Source organism: Brachybacterium sp. (assembly GCF_036379615.1).
In the GTDB taxonomy this organism is placed as follows: domain Bacteria; phylum Actinomycetota; class Actinomycetes; order Actinomycetales; family Dermabacteraceae; genus Brachybacterium.
On sequence record NZ_DASVGJ010000067.1, the window covers coordinates 46,390 to 65,747 of the forward strand.

The 19,358-nt window shown below is 71.7% G+C and carries 17 protein-coding genes; 6 read left to right on the forward strand and 11 right to left on the reverse strand.

Annotated features, from left to right (window positions below):
* The first annotated feature begins 108 nt into the window (after positions 1-108).
* Positions 109-885 (forward strand): metal-dependent hydrolase, encoded by a 777-nt coding sequence (locus VF289_RS14455; RefSeq protein WP_330884607.1) that lies wholly within the window; start codon positions 109-111, stop codon positions 883-885.
* Between the two features lie 33 nt (positions 886-918).
* On the opposite strand, the gene VF289_RS14460 is transcribed toward VF289_RS14455, so the two are convergent.
* Positions 919-1,305, reverse strand: coding sequence for an NUDIX domain-containing protein (locus VF289_RS14460; protein WP_330884608.1), 387 nt, complete (start codon positions 1,303-1,305; stop codon positions 919-921).
* A 10-nt stretch (positions 1,306-1,315) separates the two neighbouring features.
* Positions 1,316-1,747, reverse strand: a complete 432-nt coding sequence (locus tag VF289_RS14465; protein ID WP_330884609.1) for an Lrp/AsnC family transcriptional regulator — start codon at positions 1,745-1,747, stop codon at positions 1,316-1,318.
* Positions 1,748-1,903: 156 nt separating this feature from the next.
* On the opposite strand from VF289_RS14465, the gene VF289_RS14470 reads away from it, so the two are divergent.
* The 5 genes from VF289_RS14470 to VF289_RS14490 all read left to right on the forward strand — a co-directional run bounded on the left by VF289_RS14470 (position 1,904) and on the right by VF289_RS14490 (position 7,924).
* Positions 1,904-2,932 carry an ornithine cyclodeaminase gene (locus VF289_RS14470; protein WP_330884610.1) on the forward strand — a complete coding sequence of 343 codons (1,029 nt, stop codon included), beginning with the start codon at positions 1,904-1,906 and terminating at the stop codon, positions 2,930-2,932.
* A gap of 2 nt (positions 2,933-2,934) precedes the next feature.
* Positions 2,935-3,345: a hypothetical protein gene (locus VF289_RS14475; protein ID WP_330884611.1), complete on the forward strand. Its 411-nt coding sequence runs from the start codon at positions 2,935-2,937 to the stop codon at positions 3,343-3,345.
* Between the two features lie 141 nt (positions 3,346-3,486).
* Positions 3,487-4,800 carry a transcriptional regulator gene (locus tag VF289_RS14480; protein WP_330884612.1) on the forward strand — a complete coding sequence of 438 codons (1,314 nt, stop codon included), beginning with the start codon at positions 3,487-3,489 and terminating at the stop codon, positions 4,798-4,800.
* A 410-nt stretch (positions 4,801-5,210) separates the two neighbouring features.
* On the forward strand, positions 5,211-6,734 hold the full coding sequence (locus tag VF289_RS14485; RefSeq protein WP_330884613.1) for an aldehyde dehydrogenase family protein: 1,524 nt from the start codon (positions 5,211-5,213) through the stop codon (positions 6,732-6,734).
* Between the two features lie 161 nt (positions 6,735-6,895).
* Positions 6,896-7,924 (forward strand): ornithine cyclodeaminase, encoded by a 1,029-nt coding sequence (locus VF289_RS14490; protein ID WP_330884614.1) that lies wholly within the window; start codon positions 6,896-6,898, stop codon positions 7,922-7,924.
* 27 nt (positions 7,925-7,951) lie between these two features.
* Here VF289_RS14490 and VF289_RS14495 read toward each other — a convergent pair whose 3' ends face one another.
* From VF289_RS14495 to VF289_RS14535, 9 genes are all read right to left on the reverse strand, one after another.
* On the reverse strand, positions 7,952-10,042 hold the full coding sequence (locus tag VF289_RS14495; RefSeq protein WP_330884615.1) for an iron ABC transporter permease: 2,091 nt from the start codon (positions 10,040-10,042) through the stop codon (positions 7,952-7,954).
* Positions 10,039-11,082 carry an iron-siderophore ABC transporter substrate-binding protein gene (locus VF289_RS14500; RefSeq protein ID WP_330884616.1) on the reverse strand — a complete coding sequence of 348 codons (1,044 nt, stop codon included), beginning with the start codon at positions 11,080-11,082 and terminating at the stop codon, positions 10,039-10,041. The genes VF289_RS14495 and VF289_RS14500 overlap by 4 nt, the downstream gene beginning before the upstream one ends.
* 120 nt (positions 11,083-11,202) lie before the next feature.
* Positions 11,203-12,045, reverse strand: coding sequence for an ABC transporter ATP-binding protein (locus tag VF289_RS14505; protein WP_330884617.1), 843 nt, complete (start codon positions 12,043-12,045; stop codon positions 11,203-11,205).
* A 108-nt stretch (positions 12,046-12,153) separates the two neighbouring features.
* Positions 12,154-13,494: a uracil-xanthine permease family protein gene (locus VF289_RS14510; protein ID WP_330884618.1), complete on the reverse strand. Its 1,341-nt coding sequence runs from the start codon at positions 13,492-13,494 to the stop codon at positions 12,154-12,156.
* Between the two features lie 55 nt (positions 13,495-13,549).
* Entirely contained in the window at positions 13,550-15,361 is a 1,812-nt protein-coding gene (locus tag VF289_RS14515; protein WP_330884619.1) for a hypothetical protein, read from the reverse strand.
* 235 nt (positions 15,362-15,596) lie between these two features.
* Entirely contained in the window at positions 15,597-16,313 is a 717-nt protein-coding gene (locus VF289_RS14520) for a DUF6320 domain-containing protein (protein WP_330884620.1), read from the reverse strand.
* 8 nt (positions 16,314-16,321) lie between these two features.
* Complete coding sequence (locus VF289_RS14525; protein ID WP_330884621.1) at positions 16,322-17,788, reverse strand: alcohol acetyltransferase; 1,467 nt, start codon at positions 17,786-17,788, stop codon at positions 16,322-16,324.
* The gene (locus tag VF289_RS14530) at positions 17,785-18,735 is read right to left on the reverse strand and encodes an alpha/beta hydrolase (protein ID WP_330884622.1); all 951 of its coding nucleotides are present in this window, start codon (positions 18,733-18,735) and stop codon (positions 17,785-17,787) included. The genes VF289_RS14525 and VF289_RS14530 overlap by 4 nt, the downstream gene beginning before the upstream one ends.
* Positions 18,736-18,808: 73 nt before the next feature.
* Positions 18,809-19,357 carry a flavin reductase family protein gene (locus tag VF289_RS14535; RefSeq protein ID WP_330884623.1) on the reverse strand — a complete coding sequence of 183 codons (549 nt, stop codon included), beginning with the start codon at positions 19,355-19,357 and terminating at the stop codon, positions 18,809-18,811.
* Position 19,358 lies beyond the last annotated feature (1 nt).

The window sequence follows — 19,358 nt, forward strand, 5'->3', positions numbered from 1 at the left end:
CCCTGCGGCCCTCCTCCCCCGGCGACGTCCCGCGTCCCACCAGCGGCTCCGCCCGCACCCTTCCCCTGGTGAGGCCGAGCAGACCGAACCCCGAGGAGGCCGATGCCCATGATGGGCGGACATCACGCGATCAGCGGCACCGCCGCTTGGATGGCCCTGGCCGGCTCCGCGACCGTGCTGGGGCACGTGAGCGGGCTGGACCTGTGGGATCTGAGTCCTTCGCAGGTGATCGCCGGTGCCGTGGTCGCCACCGGTGCCGCCCTGCTGCCGGACATCGACCATCCCGGTGCGACGATCGCCCGCTCCGGCGGCGGACTCACCAAGGCGCTCACCCGGGCGGTGAGCCGGGCGGCCGGGCACCGCGGCGCGACCCACACGCTCCTCGCCGTCGTCGCCTTCACCGCGCTCGCGGCGTTCGTGAACGGACTCGACTGGCAGGTGAGGGTGCCGGTGCTGGGCGAGATCGAGGCCGGCGCCGCGCTGCTGGTCACGATCCTGTGCGCGCTCGGCACCCGGGCGCTGAAGACCGTCGAGGGACGACTGCTGCCCTGGGCGGTGGGCCTCGCGGGCGGGCTCCTGGTGGCCGTCACCGCACCGGACACCTCCTTCTGGCTGCCGGCCGCGGTGGCGGTGGGAGCGCTGACCCACCTGGTCGGCGATCTGCTCACCACCGACGGGGTCCCCTTCCCCACCTGGCCGCTGGTGGCGAAGCCCCCGAAGCGCCTCGCCTCGCCGCTGTGGCAGCGCAGCGGGGACGTCGCGGTGCCGCTGCTGGGCGATGCGGGCAGCGCTCGGGAGTGGCTGCTGTGCGCGGTGCTCACCGGCTACGCCGTGCTGACCACGGCGGCGACGCTCGCCATGGCACCTGAGGTGCTGGTGCTCTGACGCGATGCGAGGACGGCGAGCAGAGGCCGGGGATCAGAGCAGTGCACGCACCGCGGCCAGGGCGTGCTCCGGGACCAGGTGGATCGTCTCGAGCTCCGCGACCGGCGCCCACCCCGGGCGGTACACATTCTCCTCGCCCGACGTCGCGAGCTCCGGGCCGCCCGTCAGCGTCGGATTCCCGCGCGAGGTGCGCACATGGAAGTAGATGGCGGAGTCCTGCGCGGTGCATTCTCGGTGGAGCTCGGCGACGATGACCCCGACGAGGCCGGTCTCCTCCCACAGCTCGCGCAGGCACGCCTCACGAGGCGTCTCCCCCTCCTCGACGCCGCCGCCCGGGAGCACCGAGTACTCCCGGCCGTTCTTCCGTCGGCCGATCACCAGGAGGTGTCCGTCCTCGACCACGACAGCTGTGCTGCGCATCCTCATCGGGTCACCGCAGCACGGAGCTCAGCAGCAGGCTGGTCTCGGAGTTGACGACCCCGTCGATCGAGCGGATACGGCGCAGCACGTCGTCGAAGGCCGGCAGGTCGGGGCAGGCGATCTCGGCGACCAGGTCCCAGCCGCCGTTGGTGGTGTGCAGGGACTGGATCTCGGGGAAGCCCCGCAGCTGCACGATCACCCGATCGGTGCTGCGGCCCTCGACCTCGATGAAGGAGGTGGCGCGCACGGTCGAGGCCTCGGCGTAGTCCCGCACCCGCACCGTGAAGCCCACGATCACCCCGGCGGCGGTGAGCTTGTCGATGCGATTGGTGATCGTGGCGCGCGAGACCCCGAGACGGGTGGCCAGCGCGGCGATCGGGGCGCGGCCATCATTGCGCAGAGCGGCGAGCAGGCGTTCGTCGAGGTCCGTGAGGCGCTCCATGCGCATCATGCTAAGTCCCTCTATGCAGACCGCGCAGGGTCTTCGCAGAAGTTCGTCATTTCCGCCATATCGCCTGCCATCTGCGAACTTTAGGCTGAGGTGGACCAGCGCCGATGCTGACCCGTCGGCCCCCACCCGCACCCAGGAGGCGAGACGATGACCCAGCTGCTCGACGTGGCGAACATGGCCCGGTGGATCCGGCGCGACGGCGCGGAGAAGATCCTGGTGCGGATGACGGAGTACCTCGAGCAGGACTTCCGCCGTTGGGAGAAGTTCGACAGGATCCCCCGGATCGCGAGCCACACCCCGCTCGGAGTGATCGAGCTGATGCCCACCTCGGACGGCGAGCTGTACTCCTTCAAGTACGTCAACGGCCACCCCTCGAACCCTGCCCGCGGCTTCCAGACCGTCACCGCCTTCGGCGTGCTGGCCGACGTCGACAACGGCTATCCCACCTTCCTCGCGGAGATGACCCTGCTGACTGCGCTGCGCACCGCCGCGACCTCCGCGATGGCCGCGAAGGTGCTGGCCCGCCCGGACTCCCGCACCCTCGCCCTCATCGGAGCCGGCTCGCAGTCCGAGTTCCAGGCCCTCGCCTTCCGCGGCGTGCTCGGCATCGAGGACCTTCGGGTCTTCGACATCGACCCGGCGGCGATCGAGAAGGTGCGGCGCCACCTCGCACCGCTCGGATTCCGCGTCCACGCCGCGACCTCGGTCGATGAGGCGGTCGACGGCGCGGACATCATCACCACCTGCACCGCGGACAAGGCCCACAACACGATCCTCGACACCTCTCAGGTGCGGCCGGGAGCGCACCTGAACGCGATCGGCGGGGACTGCCCGGGCAAGACCGAGCTCGATGCCCGGATCCTCGAGCGGGCCGGCGTGTTCGTCGAGTTCACCCCGCAGACCCGCATCGAGGGCGAGATCCAGCAGATGGCACCCGACTTCCCGGTCACCGAGCTGTGGGAGGTGCTCACCGGAGTCGCTCCCGGACGCAGCAGCGCCGAGCAGATCACCCTGTTCGACTCCGTCGGCTTCGCGATCTCGGACTTCGCCGCGCTGCGCTGCGCCCGGGACGCGACCGCCGGCAGCGCGCTGCAGGAGGAGGTGGACCTCGTCGCCCAGCCCGACGACCCCAAGGACCTGTTCTCCCTGGTGGACGTCCTGGCCCCGGTGAGCTGACGATGACCGGACAGGCGCCGCGGCATGTCGTCCTCGTCCGCCCCCACCACTTCCGGCCGAACCCGCAGACCGAAGGTGACAACGCCTTCCAGATCACCGGCGACAACGGGAGTCTCTCCATCGACGTCGGCTTCGACTCGATCCGGGCGGACCTCGAGGACGGCAGGTCCGTGGTGACCAGCACTCCGCCAGGGTGGTTGCTCGGTGGCGCACCGGACGGAGACGTCGTCGACGGTCATGTGCACATCGTCGAAGGCCTGTCGACGAATGAGGAGGGCGAAGAGGTGGTCGTCCTCGTGAACCCCTGGGGCACGCCGCAGCCACCAGCGTCGAAGCCTCCTGTCCTCGAGCTGACACAGGAGGAGTACGCGGCCAACTTCGTCTCCCGCAACACCGTCGACCACGAGGCGTGAGCCGAGGAGGTCGCTCGGCTCGCAGCCGTTGCCCCGCCCTCCCCCACGGGGTACGGTCACCTCAGCTGAGACACGAGCGACGACGAGGTGGATCGTGAGCGATGCAGGCCCTGCCTCCCCGGCCCGGGAGAGCGAGTCCGTGTGACCGCTACCAGCTGGTCACCGACGGATTCCGCCTACCAGGCATGGCTCCTGCGCGCCCATGAGGAGCTGCGCGCGAACACCCTTCCGCCCCGCGCGACCGGGCCCGTGCGGGACGCGGTGCTCGCCTCCTGGCAGCGGTCGCTGGCCACGGTGTCCGAGGCGGGCGGCACGGCCCCTGCCGCCCTCGAGGGCCACGAGCTCACCGACGCACGCCGCCGCCACCTCTTCTCCGCAGTGCTGCCGCTGCTGCGCTCACGGCTGATCGAACCGGCCGTCGAGGCCGGGCTGATGGTCGCGCTCGGGGATGCGGACGGCCGCCTGCTGTGGGTCGAGGGCCGGCCCCAGCTGATCTCCCGCGCCGACGACATGGGGTTCGCCGCCGGTGCGGACTGGTCCGAGCACGCCATGGGAACCTCCGCCCCTGCGCTCGCACTCTCCACCGCCGCCCCGATGCAGGTGGTCGGGGCCGAGCACTTCCACGAGGCGGTGCATCCCTGGAGCTGCAGCGCCGTCCCGGTGCTGCATCCCCTCACCCGCGAGACGCTCGGGGTCCTGGACGTCACCGGCAGCACCGAGGCGGTCTCCCCGCTGGTCCTCCCGCTGCTGGAGGCCACCGCCCGAGCGGTGCAGGAGGAGCTGCGCGCCCGCCTGCCGCTCGCTCCCCCGGAGTCGGCTCGCACCGCCGCCCGTCGACCGCGGATCCTCCCCCGCTCCCCCGCCGCCTCGATCGAGCTGCTGGTCACGGGCCGTCGCACACCGCTGCTGCGACAGGGCACCCGCACCATCGAGCTCAGCGGCCGCCACGCCGAGCTGCTCACCGTGATGCACCAGCGCCCCGACGGCATCAGCGGCGGCGAGCTGGCCGAACAGCTGCACGGGAGCGTCACCGCGGAGGGCACCGTGCGCGCCGAGATGGTGCGGCTGCGCAAGGTGCTCGCCGCCTTCCCGGACCTCGAGATCGCCTCACGTCCGTACCGTCTGCGGGGTCCGGTGTCGAGCGATCTGCTGCGGGCCCGGGCAGCGCTCGAGCGCGGCGATCTCGAGGATGCGCTCGCCCATGCCGCAGGTGAGCTCCTGCCCGCCTCCGAGTCCCCCGCGATCTGTCGGCAGCGTCGACGCACCGCCACCCACCTCCGAGAGCTCGTGCTCGAGACCGGCACCTCGGCCCAGCTGTGGCAGTACGCCCAGCGGCCCGAGGCAGAGGATGACCTCGAGGTGCTGATGGCGATCCTCGCGATCGCACCGGCGGAGGCCCCCGAGCGCTCCGCAGCGGTCGCCCGGGCACGGGCGCTGCGCGGCGAGACCGGCTGAGCCCTGCGCGGCCACGCACCGCGCCCCCTCCGAGCCACGGGCCATCGCGCCCCGAGCCATCGCGCCCCGAGCCATCACGCCACGGGCCATCACGTCCTGAGAGTCACAGACATGGGGTGTACGGGCGTTCTATTCACCTCCTTTGTGACACTCGCTCCGAGTCACGCCACCGGGTCCACCACGCCACGGGCCATCGGGTCCTGAGAGTCACAGACATGGGGTGTAGGGGCGTTCTATTCACCTCTTTTGTGACGTTCTCGGGCCGGACCGGGCGGGGCAGGACGGGGCGGGGCGGGCAGGGCCGGGCCGGGGCTCCGCAACCTTCGTGCAACGTGACCTGGGTTACGGTGCCGGGCATCCGACGTCGTCGTCGGCTCCGCTTCATATCGCACCGCAGCGAAGGGAACGCCATGACTGCCTATGCACACCCCGGCACCGAGGGCGCGAAGGTCACCTTCAAGCCCCGCTACGAGAACTACATCGGCGGCCAGTGGGTCCCACCCGTCAAGGGCGAGTACTTCGAGAACCCCTCCCCCGTCACCGGGAAGGTCTTCACCGAGGTGGCCCGCTCCACCGCCGAGGACATCGAGAAGGCCCTCGACGCCGCTCACGCCGCCGCCCCCGCCTGGGGGACGACATCGGTCGCCGAGCGCGCGGTGATCCTCAACAAGATCGCCGACCGCATCGAGGACAACCTCGAGATGCTGGCCGTGACCGAGACCTGGGACAACGGCAAGGCGATCCGCGAATGCCTGAACGCGGACCTTCCGCTGGCGGTGGACCACTTCCGCTACTTCGCCGGCGCGATCCGGGCTCAGGAGGGCGCGCTCTCCCAGCTCGATGACGACACCGTCGCCTATCACTTCCACGAGCCGCTCGGCGTGGTCGGGCAGATCATCCCCTGGAACTTCCCGATCCTCATGGCGGTCTGGAAGCTCGCCCCCGCGCTCGCGGCCGGGAACTGCGTGGTGCTCAAGCCCGCCGAGCAGACCCCCGCCTCGATCCTGGTGCTCGCCGAGCTGATCGGCGACCTGCTGCCGGATGGCGTGCTGAACATCGTCAACGGCTTCGGCGTCGAGGCCGGCAAGCCGCTCGCCTCGAACAAGCGGATCGCGAAGATCGCCTTCACCGGCGAGACGACCACGGGCCGGCTGATCATGCAGTACGCGAGCCAGAACCTGATCCCCGTCACCCTGGAGCTGGGCGGCAAGAGCCCCAACATCTTCTTCGAGGACGTCGCCGCACAGGACGACGCCTTCTACGACAAGGCCCTCGAGGGCTTCACCATGTTCGCCCTGAACCAGGGCGAGGTGTGCACCTGCCCCTCGCGCGCGCTGGTGCAGGAGACGATCTACGACAGCTTCGTCGCCGACGGGATCGAGCGGGTCAAGGCCATCACGGTGGGCGACCCGCTGGACACCGACACCATGATGGGTGCCCAGGCCAGCAACGATCAGCTCGAGAAGATCCTCTCCTACATCGACATCGGGAAGCAGGAGGGCGCGACGCTGCTGATCGGCGGTGGGCGTGCGGATCTCGGCGGGGAGCTCTCCGGCGGCTACTACGTGGAGCCCACGATCTTCGAGGGTGACAACTCGATGCGGATCTTTCAGGAGGAGATCTTCGGTCCGGTGCTGGCGCTGACCCGCTTCAGCGACTACGACCAGGCGATCTCGATCGCGAACGACACCCTGTACGGGCTCGGCTCGGGCGTGTGGAGCCGGCAGCAGAACACCATCTACCGCGCCGGTCGCGCTATCCAGGCGGGCCGTGTGTGGGTGAACAACTACCACGCCTACCCGGCGCACTCCGCGTTCGGCGGGTACAAGTCCTCCGGGATCGGCCGTGAGAACCACCTGATGATGCTCGACCACTACCAGCAGACCAAGAACCTCCTGGTCTCCTACTCGGAGAACAAGCTCGGCTTCTTCTGAGCCGACGCCGGCCGGTCCGAGCCGGCACTGCCCCCGCACCACCGCCGACGGGCGGGTCGACCGGTATCGCACCGGGCGCCCCGCCCGTCGGCCTATGCTGGAGGCCAGAGCACTCCTCGACCCCTGCGCGACGATGCGCCCACCGACGGGAGATGAGAACGATGCCCCACCTGCTCGACGTGCCCGGCATGAGCCGATGGATCCAGCGCGAAGGTCCTGAATCCCTCCTCACCGGTCTCCTGGCCACCCTCGAGGACGACCTGCGCCGCTGGAGCTCCTTCCAGAAGATCCCCCGCGTGGCCAGCCATACGCCCTTCGGCGTGATCGAGCTGATGCCGATCACCGACGGGGAGCTGTACTCCTTCAAGTTCGTCAACGGCCATCCCATGAACCCGGCGCGCGGCCTGCAGACGGTCACCGCCTTCGGGGTGCTGGCCGATGTCGACAACGGCTATCCGATCTTCTTCGCGGAGATGACGCTGCTGACGGCGCTGCGCACCGCGGCGCAGTCCGCCCTCGCGGCCCGGGAGATGGCGCGCTCCGGTGCCCGGGTGCATGCCCTGATCGGAGCCGGCTCCCAGGCGGAGTTCCAGGCGCTCGCCTTCCGGGCGGTGCTCGGGATCGATCAGCTGCGGGTGTTCGACGTGGACGAGGCGGCGGTGGAGAAGGTGCGGCGCAACCTCGAGCCGCTCGGCCTCGCCGTGCACCTGGCGGTCTCGGTGGACGAGGCGGTCGCAGGGGCCGACGTCATCACCACCTGCACCGCGGACAAGGCCCATGCCGCCGTGCTGCACCGGGACCAGGTGCGCCCCGGAGTGCATGTCAATGCCATCGGCGGGGACTGCCCCGGCAAGACCGAGCTGGATCCGGCGCTGCTGGAGTCGGCCCGGGTGGTGGTCGAGTACGAGCCCCAGACCCGTGTGGAGGGCGAGATCCAGCAGCTCGACGAGGACTTCCCGGTCACCGAGCTGTGGCAGGTGGTCGCGGGCGAGGCCGCGGGACGCACGGATGACGAGGAGATCACCGTGTTCGACTCCGTCGGCTTCGCGCTCGCGGACTTCTCCGCCCTGCGCTTCGCACAGCAGGCGACCCGGGGCTCCGATCTGCTGAGCTGGATAGACCTGATCGCCGACCCGGATGACCCCAAAGACCTGTTCTCCCTGATCACGGCGCGCACCCCGACCGGGTGAGTCCGCGGCAGGTCCGCGGTCGCCGTCTCACACCCGCGACCTCCACAGCAGCCACACGAAGTACGGCGCGCCCAGCAGGGCGACCATCAGCCCGGCGGGGATCTGGGCGGGGGCGATGAGCGAACGACCCAGTGCATCGGCGAGACCCACGAGGGTGCCGCCCAGCAGCATCGCCACCGGGATCGCGCGCAGGTGCCGGCCACCGACGAGGGCGCGGGCCAGGTGCGGGGCGACCAGCCCTACGAAGCCGACCACCCCGACCGCCACGACGCTGATCGCGGCGAGCACCGCCGCCACGCCCATCACCGCGAACCGGGTGCGGTCCAGCCTCACCCCGAGGATCCTGGGGGTGTCCTCGTCGATCGAGAGCAGGTCCAGCTCGCGGTGCATAGCCAGCAGCAGCGGGACGGCGATCACGAGGGCGAGGAGCACGGGGACGACGTCGGGGAGGCTGCGCCCGTACGTGGTGCCCGAGAGCCAGGTGAGGATCTTCGGGGTGTCCCAGGGGTTCGCGCTCAGCAGCGTGAAGGCCGTCAGGGCGCTCATCCCGTAGCCGGCACCGATGCCGATCAGCACGAAGCGCTCCGGCAGGATGCCGCCTCTCCAGGTCAGCGCCGCGATCAGCGCGAAAGTGGCGACTCCGGCGAGGACGGCGACCAGGACCATCAGCGAGCGGCCGCCGCCGAGCACGGTCACCACGCTCGCCGCCCCGAGGCCCGCGCCGGCGGTGATGCCCAGCAGGCCCGGCTCGGCGAGCGGATTGCGGACCGTGGACTGGACCACGCAGCCGGCCAGAGCCAGGGCGGCGCCCGCGAGCACGGCGGCCGCGACCCGGGGGATCCGCTCGGAGAACGCCCGGGACACCAGCTCGGGCGCCCCGCCCTGGATCCACAGCCCGATATCGCCCAGGCGCAGCCACAGGCTGCCGGCCAGCAGCCCCAGCACGACCGCTCCGAGGCACAGCAGGCTCAGCACCGTCAGCACCAGGAGGACGCGGCGCCGGGAGCGGATCCCGGTCCGGACCAGCGGGGGCTGGGCCGCCGGGCCGGAGTCGCGCAGCCTGCGGGCCAGCAGCACGAAGACGATCGCGCCGAGCAGGGCGGTGGGGATGCCGGTGGGGATCGAGGCGGCGCCCTGAGGGGTCAGCAGCGCGCGCAGACCCGCGTCGGCCAGGAGCACCACCAGTGCTCCCAGCAGCCCGGAGGCAGGGATCAGCAGGAGGTGGCGGTGGAGGGCGGGGACGAGGTTCCCGAGCAGTCGCGCGAGCACGGGCGCGCCCAGGCCCACGAAGGCGATGGGCCCGGCGACGGTGACGGCGATGCTGGAGAGCAGCACGGCGCAGAGCACGGCGGCCACCCGGGTGGAGACGACGGGCACCCCCAGGGAGCTCGCGGCATCGTCCCCGAGGCCCAGCACGTCCAGGCGACGCGCGAGGAGCAGACCCACCAGCAGCATCGCGGCGATCACGGGCAGCGCCCGCAGCGAGGCGTCGAGGTTCAGCTGCGAGAGGGAGCCGCTCCCCCAGGCGTACAGTCCGGTGGTCTCGGACTCGAAGAGGATCAGCAGCATCGAGGTCCCGGACTGCAGCGCCATCGCGACCGCGGAGCCGGCGAGGATCAGGCGCGTGGTGGAGGATCCGGCTCCTCCTGCCAGCCCCAGCACCAGCCCCGCGGCGAGCAGGCCGCCGACGAAGGCGACCGCGCCCGACGCCCACAGCGGCACGGCCAGCCCGAAGGCCGCCACGGCGCTGAGCGCGAAATAGGACCCGGCCGTGACCGCGAGGGTGTCCGGGGAGGCCAGGGCGTTGCGGGAGATCGACTGCAGCAGGGCGCCGGCCGCGCCGAGGGCGACGCCGACGGCGACCCCCGCGGCCAGGCGCGGCAGGCGGGAGGCGGTGAGCACGTCCTGCACGGCGACCGTGCCGATGCTCTCCCGCGCCCCGAGCGCATAGCGCAGCAGATCTCCCGCGCCGATCCCGGAGGTGCCCTGGGTGAGATGCCACGTCCCCGTGGCGAGCACCGCGATCGCGAGCGCCACCAGGGTCGCGACGCCGGCGACGATCCCGCCGGTGCGCAGCGCCTGAGGAGCGGAGGCCTGCCGCGCGGGCGCCGCGGTCACGGGGCGGTGAGGATCTCGACGTAGGCGTCGATCGCCTGCTCGGAGGAGCGGGGCCCGCCGAAGGTCCAGATCCCGCCCGGGAAGGCGTGGGCCCTGTCCTCCTGGACGGCGGGCAGCGAGGTCCAGATGTCGTTCTTCTCGAGCTCGGTGACGTAGTCGCCCGAGGGATCCGAGGTGCCGGTGTAGAACAGGTGCGCGTCACCCACGGCCGTGAGCCCCTCGATATCGGTCTGACCGAGGCCGTAGGCGGGATCGACCTCTCCGGTCCATGCGGGCGTGAGCCCCATCTCTTCGCCGAGCGCCGTGAACAGGGCCCCGTCGCCGAAGGGACGGATCGAGACGTTGCCGCCATCGATCCAGCCGTCGAAGTAGAGGAAGTCCGTGGTGGTGAGGTCGGCGTCCTCGACCGCCGTCGTCGCCTCGGCCACGTGCTCGTCGAACTCGGCGAGCACCGCCTCGGCCCGCTCAGTGCGTCCGGTGGCCTCGGCGATCAGGGAGAAGAGGTCCTTCATGTGGCCGACGGGGTCCGCGGCGTCGGCACCCCGGGTGGCCAGGACCGGCACACCGCGCTCCTCGAGCTGGGCGATGATCTCGTCGTCCGCGCCGTTCGCCTCGACGATGATCAGGTCGGGATCGGCGGCGTAGAGCGCATCGAGGTTCGGCTCCTGGCGGGTGCCGACGTCGGCCGTGCCCTCGGGCAGGGTCTCCGCGGTGACCCAGGTGCCGAAGCCCTCGACGTCCGCGACGGCCACGGGGGCGACGCACAGCGTCAACAGGTCCTCCGTCTGCTGCCACTCCAGGACGGCGACCTTCGTCGCGGGCTCCTCGAGCTCGACGGCGCGGCCGAAGTGATCGGTGAGGACGACCGGTCCGGTCGCCGTCGCCGTGGCGTCCTGTGCGCAGGACTCGCTGATCGCGGCGGCGTCCCCGCCGCCGGCGGCGGTGGGATCGGGGACCTCGGTGGTGCCGCAGGCGGAGAGGGCGAGCAGTGCGGCTGCAGCGGTGAGGGCGGCGAGGGCACGGCGAGCGGGACGGCTCATGGGAGGGCTCCAGGGGATCGGGACGGCAGGGCGAATGGCAGAGCAGGTCGAAGGGCACTGCTGTACGGCAGGGCGGGGCGGCGCTTCGGCCGCACGGCGGCCGGGGCGGCACGGGAGCGGTCAGGCGGGGGCGGCGATCCGGACGGCGCGTCGGCCCAGCGCCTCGATGCGCAGCCGACCGCTGAAGGGGTCCCGGACCACGTCGATGGGGATGTCGTAGACGTCGCTGAGGTGCTCGGAGGTGAGCACCTCGGCGACCTCTCCTGCCGCGTGCACCTCGCCCCCGCTCAGCAGGACGACCTGGTCGGCGATGCGCGCGGCGTGGTCGAGGTCGTGCAGCACGATGCCGATCGCGACGCCGTGCTCCTCGGCGAGGTCGCGCACGAGGTCGAGGGTCTCGATCTGGTAGCGCAGGTCGAGGTGGTTGGTGGGCTCGTCCAGCAGCACGATCCCGGTGTCCTGGGCGAGGCAGGAGGCGAGCCAGACGCGCTGCATCTCCCCGCCGGAGAGCTCGTGGACGCCGCGGCCGGCGAAATCGGTGATGCCGGTGAGCGCCATGGCGTGGGCGATCGCGGCCCGATCGGCGTCGTCGAGGCCGGCGAAGCGGCGGCGGTGGGGGTGCCGGCCGAAGGCGACCACGTCCCGGACGGAGAGTCCCTGCGGGCTGGTGCGGGACTGGGTGAACAGCGTCAGCGCGCGGGCCAGGTCCTTGGCGTGCAGCAGATCGGTGCTGCGCCTGCCCTCAGGGCCCTCGAGCTGGACGTCGCCGCCGCTGAGCGGATGCAGGTGGGCCAGAGCCCGCAGCACGGTGGACTTGCCGCTGCCGTTGGGACCGAGCAGGGCGGTGACCGTTCCCGGCCTCAGGGCGATCGAGACCCCGTGGACGACGGGCACCCGACCGTAGCGCAGGTGGAGGTCGTGGCCCGTCAGGGCGGGGGCGGGGGCGGGCGAGGCGAGCGGCACGACGGGAAGCCTAGCCTTACCTGATTATGCACGTCCACTGTTGCTCAATACTGGACGCGCCCGGCGGGAGGCGATGCGCTCGCTCCCGCTCACTGCGTGCCCCCGGACTCAGTGCCCGGCCGGGGCTCGGCGCTCGCCACCCTCCGTCGCCGGCTCGGTCCCGGTCACCCGGCCCAGCAGGTTCATCAGGTGGTAGATGACCAGCGCGGCCAGGGTGCCCAGCGCGATGCCCGTGAGCTGGATGCCGCCGAGCCAGGGGGCCAGGGAGGCGAGCAGCGGCATGTCGGTGCCCTGGAAGGTCCAGGTGACGTTCGCGATGCCGACCACCAGAGCGACGCCCGCGGTGAACTGGTTCTTCGGACGGGAGAAGTCGACCCGGCCATCCACCCACATGCGCACGCCGACGATGCCGATCAGTCCGTACAGCACGAAGGTCACGCCGCCCAGCACGCCCGGCGGGATGGTGAAGATGGCGGCGCCGACCTTCGGGGAGAGGGAGAGCAGCAGCGCGGCGACGCCCGCGACCCAGTAGGCGGCGGTGGAGTAGACGCGGGTGGCGCTCATGACGCCGATGTTCTCGCCGTAGGTGGTGGTCGGCGAGCCGCCGAAGCCTGCCGAGAGGGCGGTGGCCAGACCGTCGGAGGCGAGGGTGCGCCCCACCATGTGGTCGAGGTTGCGGCCGGTCATCAGGCCCACACTGGTCACATGGCCCACGTTCTCGGCCAGCAGCACCACCACCACGGGCAGGAACATCGGCAGCAGTCCGAGGTGGAACTCGGGGTGGTGGAACTCGGGCAGGCCGATCCAGGCGGCCTCGGCCACGGGCGAGAAGTCGACCTCGCCGCGCATCATGGCCACCAGATAGCCGATCAGCACGCCCAGCAGCACCGAGACCCGACCCAGCAGGCCCTTGAACAGGGCGGTGCACAGCACCACGGCGAACAGCGTGACAGTCGCGGTGACGGCCGACTTCTGGAAGTTCTCGTACGCCGTGGGGGCGAGGTTGAAGCCGATCAGCGCGACGATGGAGCCCATCACCACCGGCGGCATCAGCATCCCGATCCAGCGGGTGCCGATCGCGGAGACCAGCAGGCCCAGCAGTGCCAGCAGCACGCCGGTGATCATCACGCCGCCCAGCGCCGCCCCCATCGACTCCGCCTGCGTGGACGCCATGATCGGCGCGATGAAGGCGAAGGAGGAGCCGAGGTAGCTGGGCACCTTGTTCCGCGTGATGAGCAGGAACAGGATCGTGCCGATGCCCGAGAACATCAGGGTGGTCGAGGGCGGGAAGCCCGTCAGCAGCGGCACCAGGAAGGTGGCGCCGAACATGGCCACCACGTGCTGGGCGCCGATGCCGATGGTGAGCGGCCAGGCCAGCCGCTCCTCGGGCAGCACGATCGCGTCGGCGGCGATGGTGCGGCCGTTTCCGTGCAGGGTCCAGCGGAACATGGTTCTCCAGAGGGGTGAGGAGGAAGAGCGGTCAGGCCGTCGGCGGCGTGCCCGCTCAGCGGCCGGGGAAGACCTTGCGCTCGGCGGTCTGCGCGGTGACGTCCGGGACCTGGTCCAGCAGGGACTGCTTGCCGCCGTCGCGGACCCGGAAGTCGGCGAACATCCGGGTGACGTCCGGGGAGCCGAACTCGTCGCGCACGGGGGCGGGCACGGTGAGCATCAGCGCCACGGCGAGCCCGAGGGCGAGGGCCGTGCCGCCGGTGACCAGACCGGCACCGGCCGCCATCGCGATCGAGTTCACGATGACGTCGAGGAAGCCGACCACCACCAGCACCAGGGCCGCGACCACGCCGCTGGCCCGGGCGCTCACCGCAGGGCGGGAGAGCAGCGAGGTCCGGCCGAACAGGGAGACGACGGCGAAGCACACGCACACGACCGCATCGATCAGGTGCAGCGCGGGGCTGCCGGGGGCCTGCCCGGCCAGTGCCGCGATCGTGGCCAGCAGATGCCACAGCACGGCGGCGGTGTGCATGATCGCGCTGAACTCGAAGGCTCGCACGCTGAAGACCAGCCAGTCGGTGCGGCGGAAGGACAGCGGCATGCTGCGCACGAAGGAGCGGGAGATCATCAGTCCGAACGCGGCGACCAGGAAGGGCAGGTAGACGAATCCGGTGGCGAAGCTCAGCGGGGCGGCGAACTGCAGCCCGAGGGTGTTGTCGGCGAGGGCCGCGACCACGAGGGAGGCCACCACCGCCGTGGAGAACACGTACCAGGAGCGTTCGCGGCGCAGCGCGGAGGCGAGCACGATCCCCAGCAGCAGGGTGGAGATGACGGCATTGGCGAAGGTCATCAGCGAATACGGCCAGCCGGTGGTGAACACGCGGCCGATGATCATGACCAGGGCGATGAGCAGGGCCGCCGCGCTCGCCGCCCCCACCGCGACCAGACCCGTGCGCGCCATCCGACGGGCCTGTGCCTGCGGGAGGTAGCCCTCGTGGGCGCGCGGCTCGATGCCCAGGATCGCGCCGAGCAGCAGCAGGGAGACGCCGATGCCGATGCCGACGGGCGGACCCTCCGGCAGGGACGCGAAGAGCACGGGCAGGGAGAGCGCCAGATCCCCGAGGACGGCGACGATCGGGGTGATCAGCGCGGGCAGCATGCCCACGACGCGCAGCACCCGGACCGCCGTGAGAGGCGGCTTCTCGGGCACCCAGCGCAGCAGATGCACCGCGACCAGGGTCACCAGTCCGGTGCCGATCCCGATCTTTCCGACGAGCTCGAGCGTCGGGCTGTGCGCGACGGTGAAGACGGTGGTCAGTGCTGCGGCGAGGCAGATCAGCGCGGCGATGTCCCGCAGTGCGTCGAAGACCCCGAGCTCCTTGAAGCGCTCCGGGAGCACGAACCCGTTCAACGGGATCTCGTCCTCCTCCGCGTTCGGGGTGGTGCCGGAGCGGGCGTAGGAGGTGGCGCGCGGTCGGGGCAGCGAAGCGACCAGCGCCTCCTCGGCGGCGGCGGTGTCCTCGTCCGAGACGTCCGCCGGCTCTCCGTCGGGGCCGAGCATCGGGATCGCACCGGTCGCGGCATCGGGCTCGGCGCCGCTCTCGCGGTCCGTCGGCCGTCCGCTGTCCGTCGGGCGCTCCCCCGCGGCGGGGTCAGCCGTGGCGAGGTCCAGAGCGCTGAGGTCGACCGTCTCGTTCTCCCCGGGGGGCAGTGCCGGCCCGTGCCCGCGCCGGGCGAGGAGCGGAGTGGCATAGCGGTCGAACTCGGCGCGATCGGGCAGGCGGTCCGTCGGGAGGCTGTGCGGGTCGTCGATGGCGAAGATCCAGTCGGCGTCCGGGGTCCCGTCGTCATGGCGATCCCTGTCCATCGACCTTCTCTCCTGCTGGTGAGTGCCCGCGGGCCGTTCGGGTCCACACTGCGAGCTCGACGACGAGGTGCCTGACGATGAGCATGGACGTGCGTCTCGCATCTTAGGGAGGCCGCGCTCCCCGCCGCCGTCGGCGCGCCGGGGCACGGCCGGGGGATGCGTCACGCGGCGCAGAGACACGGCGGGGAGACACAGGGCGAGGCGACGGCTGCGTCGCGCGGCACGGAGACGCGGTTCAGAGGTGCAGCCTGGTGGCGAGCTCATGACGGACCGCGCCGCCGCGGAGGGTGAGCAGCAGCACCACGGTCAGCAGGCTGAGCGTCCCGCAGATCGCCGACGGGATCCAGGTGCCCACCCATCCCAGCGCCAGGAACACGATCGGGGTCAGGCCCAGCAGCACCGTGAGGCCGCTGTAGACGACGTAGTCCGCCAGGGCCATCCGGATCACCCGCACGGTGATCAGCAGTCCCACGATCGAGGCCGCGCAGAGGATCGGCACCACGTAGGTCAGCGACCAGGCATCCCACTGCGTCAGGTAGTCCCAGTACACGCTCACCGCTCCCGCGGCCACCACCAGATAGACGATGAACTTGGCGAGGTTGCGGCGCTTTCTCACCGCCATCAGCACCACCAGCCAGGTCGCGACGATGCCGAGCCACACGCTGCGCAGCGCCCCGATCCCGTGCTCATCGGGCCGGAACAGCAGCTGGGCGAGGAAGGACAGCGCGATCACGCCCAGCGAGGTGAGGGTCAGCACGCGCAGCACCCGGCGGCGGGAGAAGCGCAGCGGCACGACCGGGAACGGGCTCGCCGCCCCCGCGTCCGCGCCGCGCAGCGCGTGCTCCGGCTGCGCCGGCCCCTGCTGTGCCGCTCCCTGCAGAACCGTCCCGCACAACGGGCAGGCCTCCCACTCCCCCTCGACGTGGACGTCGCAGGCGGGGCATTCCCTCATGCTTCCCCTCATGCCTCCACCCCCGCGAGCTCCTCCTCGGTGGTGCGAGCGGCGGCGAGGGAGACGTCGATGCCGGCCCCGGCGAGCAGGCGGGCGTACTCCCGCACATGCGCCGTCTCCACGAACGGGGAGGTGAAGCTGATCGTCAGCTGCCCGTCGTGGGAGATCGCGCAGAACTGCGGGCGCACCGCCGAGACGTGGAAGAGCATCCGCCCCACGTGGGACTGCGCGGGCTCGGGCAGGGTGACCCGGCCGAGGTTCGAGATCGCGACCGTGAGCTGGCGATTGTTGACGTGGTTGACCAGTCGCAGCACGAGGTCCTTGAGCGGTCGCGGCACGATCCGCGCCGGCGCCAGCCGCTCCCAGCGGATCAGGGTGTGCAGTCGGTGCTCGAGCGCCTCCGGGGTGGCGTCGGCGCTGAATCTCTCCTGCAGCGCGCGGGCGATCGCTCCCGGAGAGTCGTCGCCCTCCCCGAAGGTGTGCTGGACCCGGATGGTCGCGAAGAAGTTCCGCGCGGAGGTCGAGGGGAAGAACTGGCGCAGGTTCACCGGCACCGAGGCGGCCATCGTCGCGTCGGAGAGCGCCCGCGGATCGGTGCGCCGGACGGACTCGAAGAACAGCGCGGTGAGGTACATGGTCAGCGCCACCCCCTCGGCCTTCGCGAGGGCCAGCACGTCCGCCGCCGGCATCGTCAGCTCGAGCACGCGGGTGCGATGGTCCGGGGTGCGGGTGCCGCGCACACGGTGGATCCGTCGGCGGGCCGCCGGTGCCGGGTGCGGTGCGTCCTCGTGCTCCTCGTGGGGATGCTCGGCCTCCTCGACGGTGAGCACGGCGGGGGCGGCCTCGCGGCTGAACTCCTCCTCGTGGGAGGAGGGAGCACGGCGGCGCCTGCGGCCCCGGAAGTAGTGGGCGAAGGAGTCGGTGGTCAGCTCGTGCACCTCCTCGGCGGCCTGCGCACCCGGGTGGGTGCCGATCTCCGACGGCGGCGGGTCGGGCCACTCGTCCGATCCGGGGCGGGCCTCCTGGGCATCGGTGTCGCCGGGCAGCACCTCCTGCGGGTACCGCCGACGGGTGTAGGCGGTGAGCAGGTCGGTGAGGAACCACAGCGCGCCGGTGCCGTCGGAGAGCGCGTGGAACACCTCGAGGCTGATCCGGCGGCGATGGTGGACCACCCGGAACAGCAGGGTGCGGTGGTCGACGTGGTAGAGCGGCGCGCAGCTGGGCTCGCTCTCGGGACGGACCACGGGCTCGAGGTCGCTGTCCTGGAGGTAGTGCCAGAACACGCCGCGCCGCAGCACCGCGTGATAGAGCGGGAAGCGGTCGTAGGTCTCCTCGAGGGCCGCCTGCAGGAGTCCGGCATCGATCTCGTCGTCGAGCTCCGCGCCCATCCGGAACACCTTGGGATCCGCGTCGCTGCGGGCGGCGAGGAAGATGTTCGAGGCGTTGTCCAGTCGGACCCAGTGGCGGCGCTTCACGGGGCCGAGCTCCCTGTCGGGCCTCCATCGAGGAACTCGTCGATCACCTCGTAGGCGTCCCTCAGCGGCCTCGCGAAGCGGGGCAGGGAGATAAACCCGTGCAGCGCGTCGTCGACCCGGTGCAGGCGCACCCGGTTGCCGGCCTCGGCGAGCGCGTGACCGTAGGCCTCCCCCTCGTCGCACAGCAGGTCCAGCTCGGCGGTGATCAGCAGGGTCTCGGGCTGGCCGCTGAGGTCCTCCGCCATCAGCGGGGAGACCAGGCGGCTGCGCCGCAGCTGCGGATCGGGCACGTACAGGCCGAAGTAGTCGTCGATCTCGGTGTTGGTGAGGCGGTAGTCCTCGCCGTGGCGGCGCACCGACTCGAAGGGCGAGGTCGAGGGGTCATGGTCCCAGTGGGTGACCGGGTAGAGCAGGATCTGGCGGCTCGGGACGCGATGGCCCTGCTCGCGCAGCAGAAGGGAGACGGCCGCGGCGAGGTTGCCGCCGGCCGAGTCCCCCACCAGCACGATCCGGTCCGCGTCGCCGAGACCCGCCTGACCGGGATCCTCGAGCAGTCGCCGCGCCGTGCCGTAGCAGTCCTCGAGCCCGGCCGGGAACGGGTGCTCCGGCGCCAGGCGGTAGTCCACCGAGGCCACCCGGCAGCCGGTGAGGTCCGCCATGGTGGCGCAGGCCGGGGTGTAGCTCTCGATATCCCCGGTGACCCAGCCGCCGCCGTGGAAGAACAGCAGCAGATCGTCGCGGCGACGCTCCCGCGGGGTGAACACCCGCACCGGAACGCGTCGGCCGTCGCCGCTGTCGGAGAAGGTGTCCCAGGTGGGGGTGCGGTAGCGCGCCGGCGGCAGAGCGGCCAGCTGTCGCTGCAGTCGGCGCACCCGCGCGTAGTCCTCCCGCACGTCGAAGCGGGCGGCGGGGAGCAGGCGCAGCGCCAGGCGCAGCAGCGGGTTCACGGGCGCTGGTCCACGGCGGCGGGGAGCGGATCCATGTCTCTGAGGATAGACGCCGCGCCCGGTGGTCCCGGGATCAGGCGAGGCCGCGCTTCTCGCCGGCGAAGCGCACCGCGGGGCCGATGTCGAGCCGCCCCTCCCCCATCTCCACGACCTGGCCGATCAGCAGCCGGTGGGTGGCGGCGTCCACTGCCTGGTCCACCCGGAGCGCGAAGTGGGCCAGTCCCCCGGGCAGGATCGCGTCGCCCGCCGCGGTGCGGCTCACCTCGAGACCGTTCAGCATCCCCTGCAGCGGTGCGCCGGGCGTGCCGAAGCGATCGGCGAGCTCCTGCTGATCGGCGGTCAGCAGTGTGAGGCAGCAGTGGCCGGCCTCCTCCACCGCCTCGGCCGCGCGGGACATGCCGTACAGCGCCACCAGCATCGTGGGCGGGTCGTAGGACAGATCGAGATAGGAATCGACGGTCACCGCGAGGTCGTGCGGGCCCTGCCGGGTGGTGACCACGGCCAGGCCCACGGCGAGCAGATCGCTCAGGCGGCGGTACTCGTCCTGATCGACGGGCTCGGGAGGGCCGACGGGCTCGGGAGGGCCGACGGGCTCGGGAGGGAGCGATGCGGGCGCCGCCACG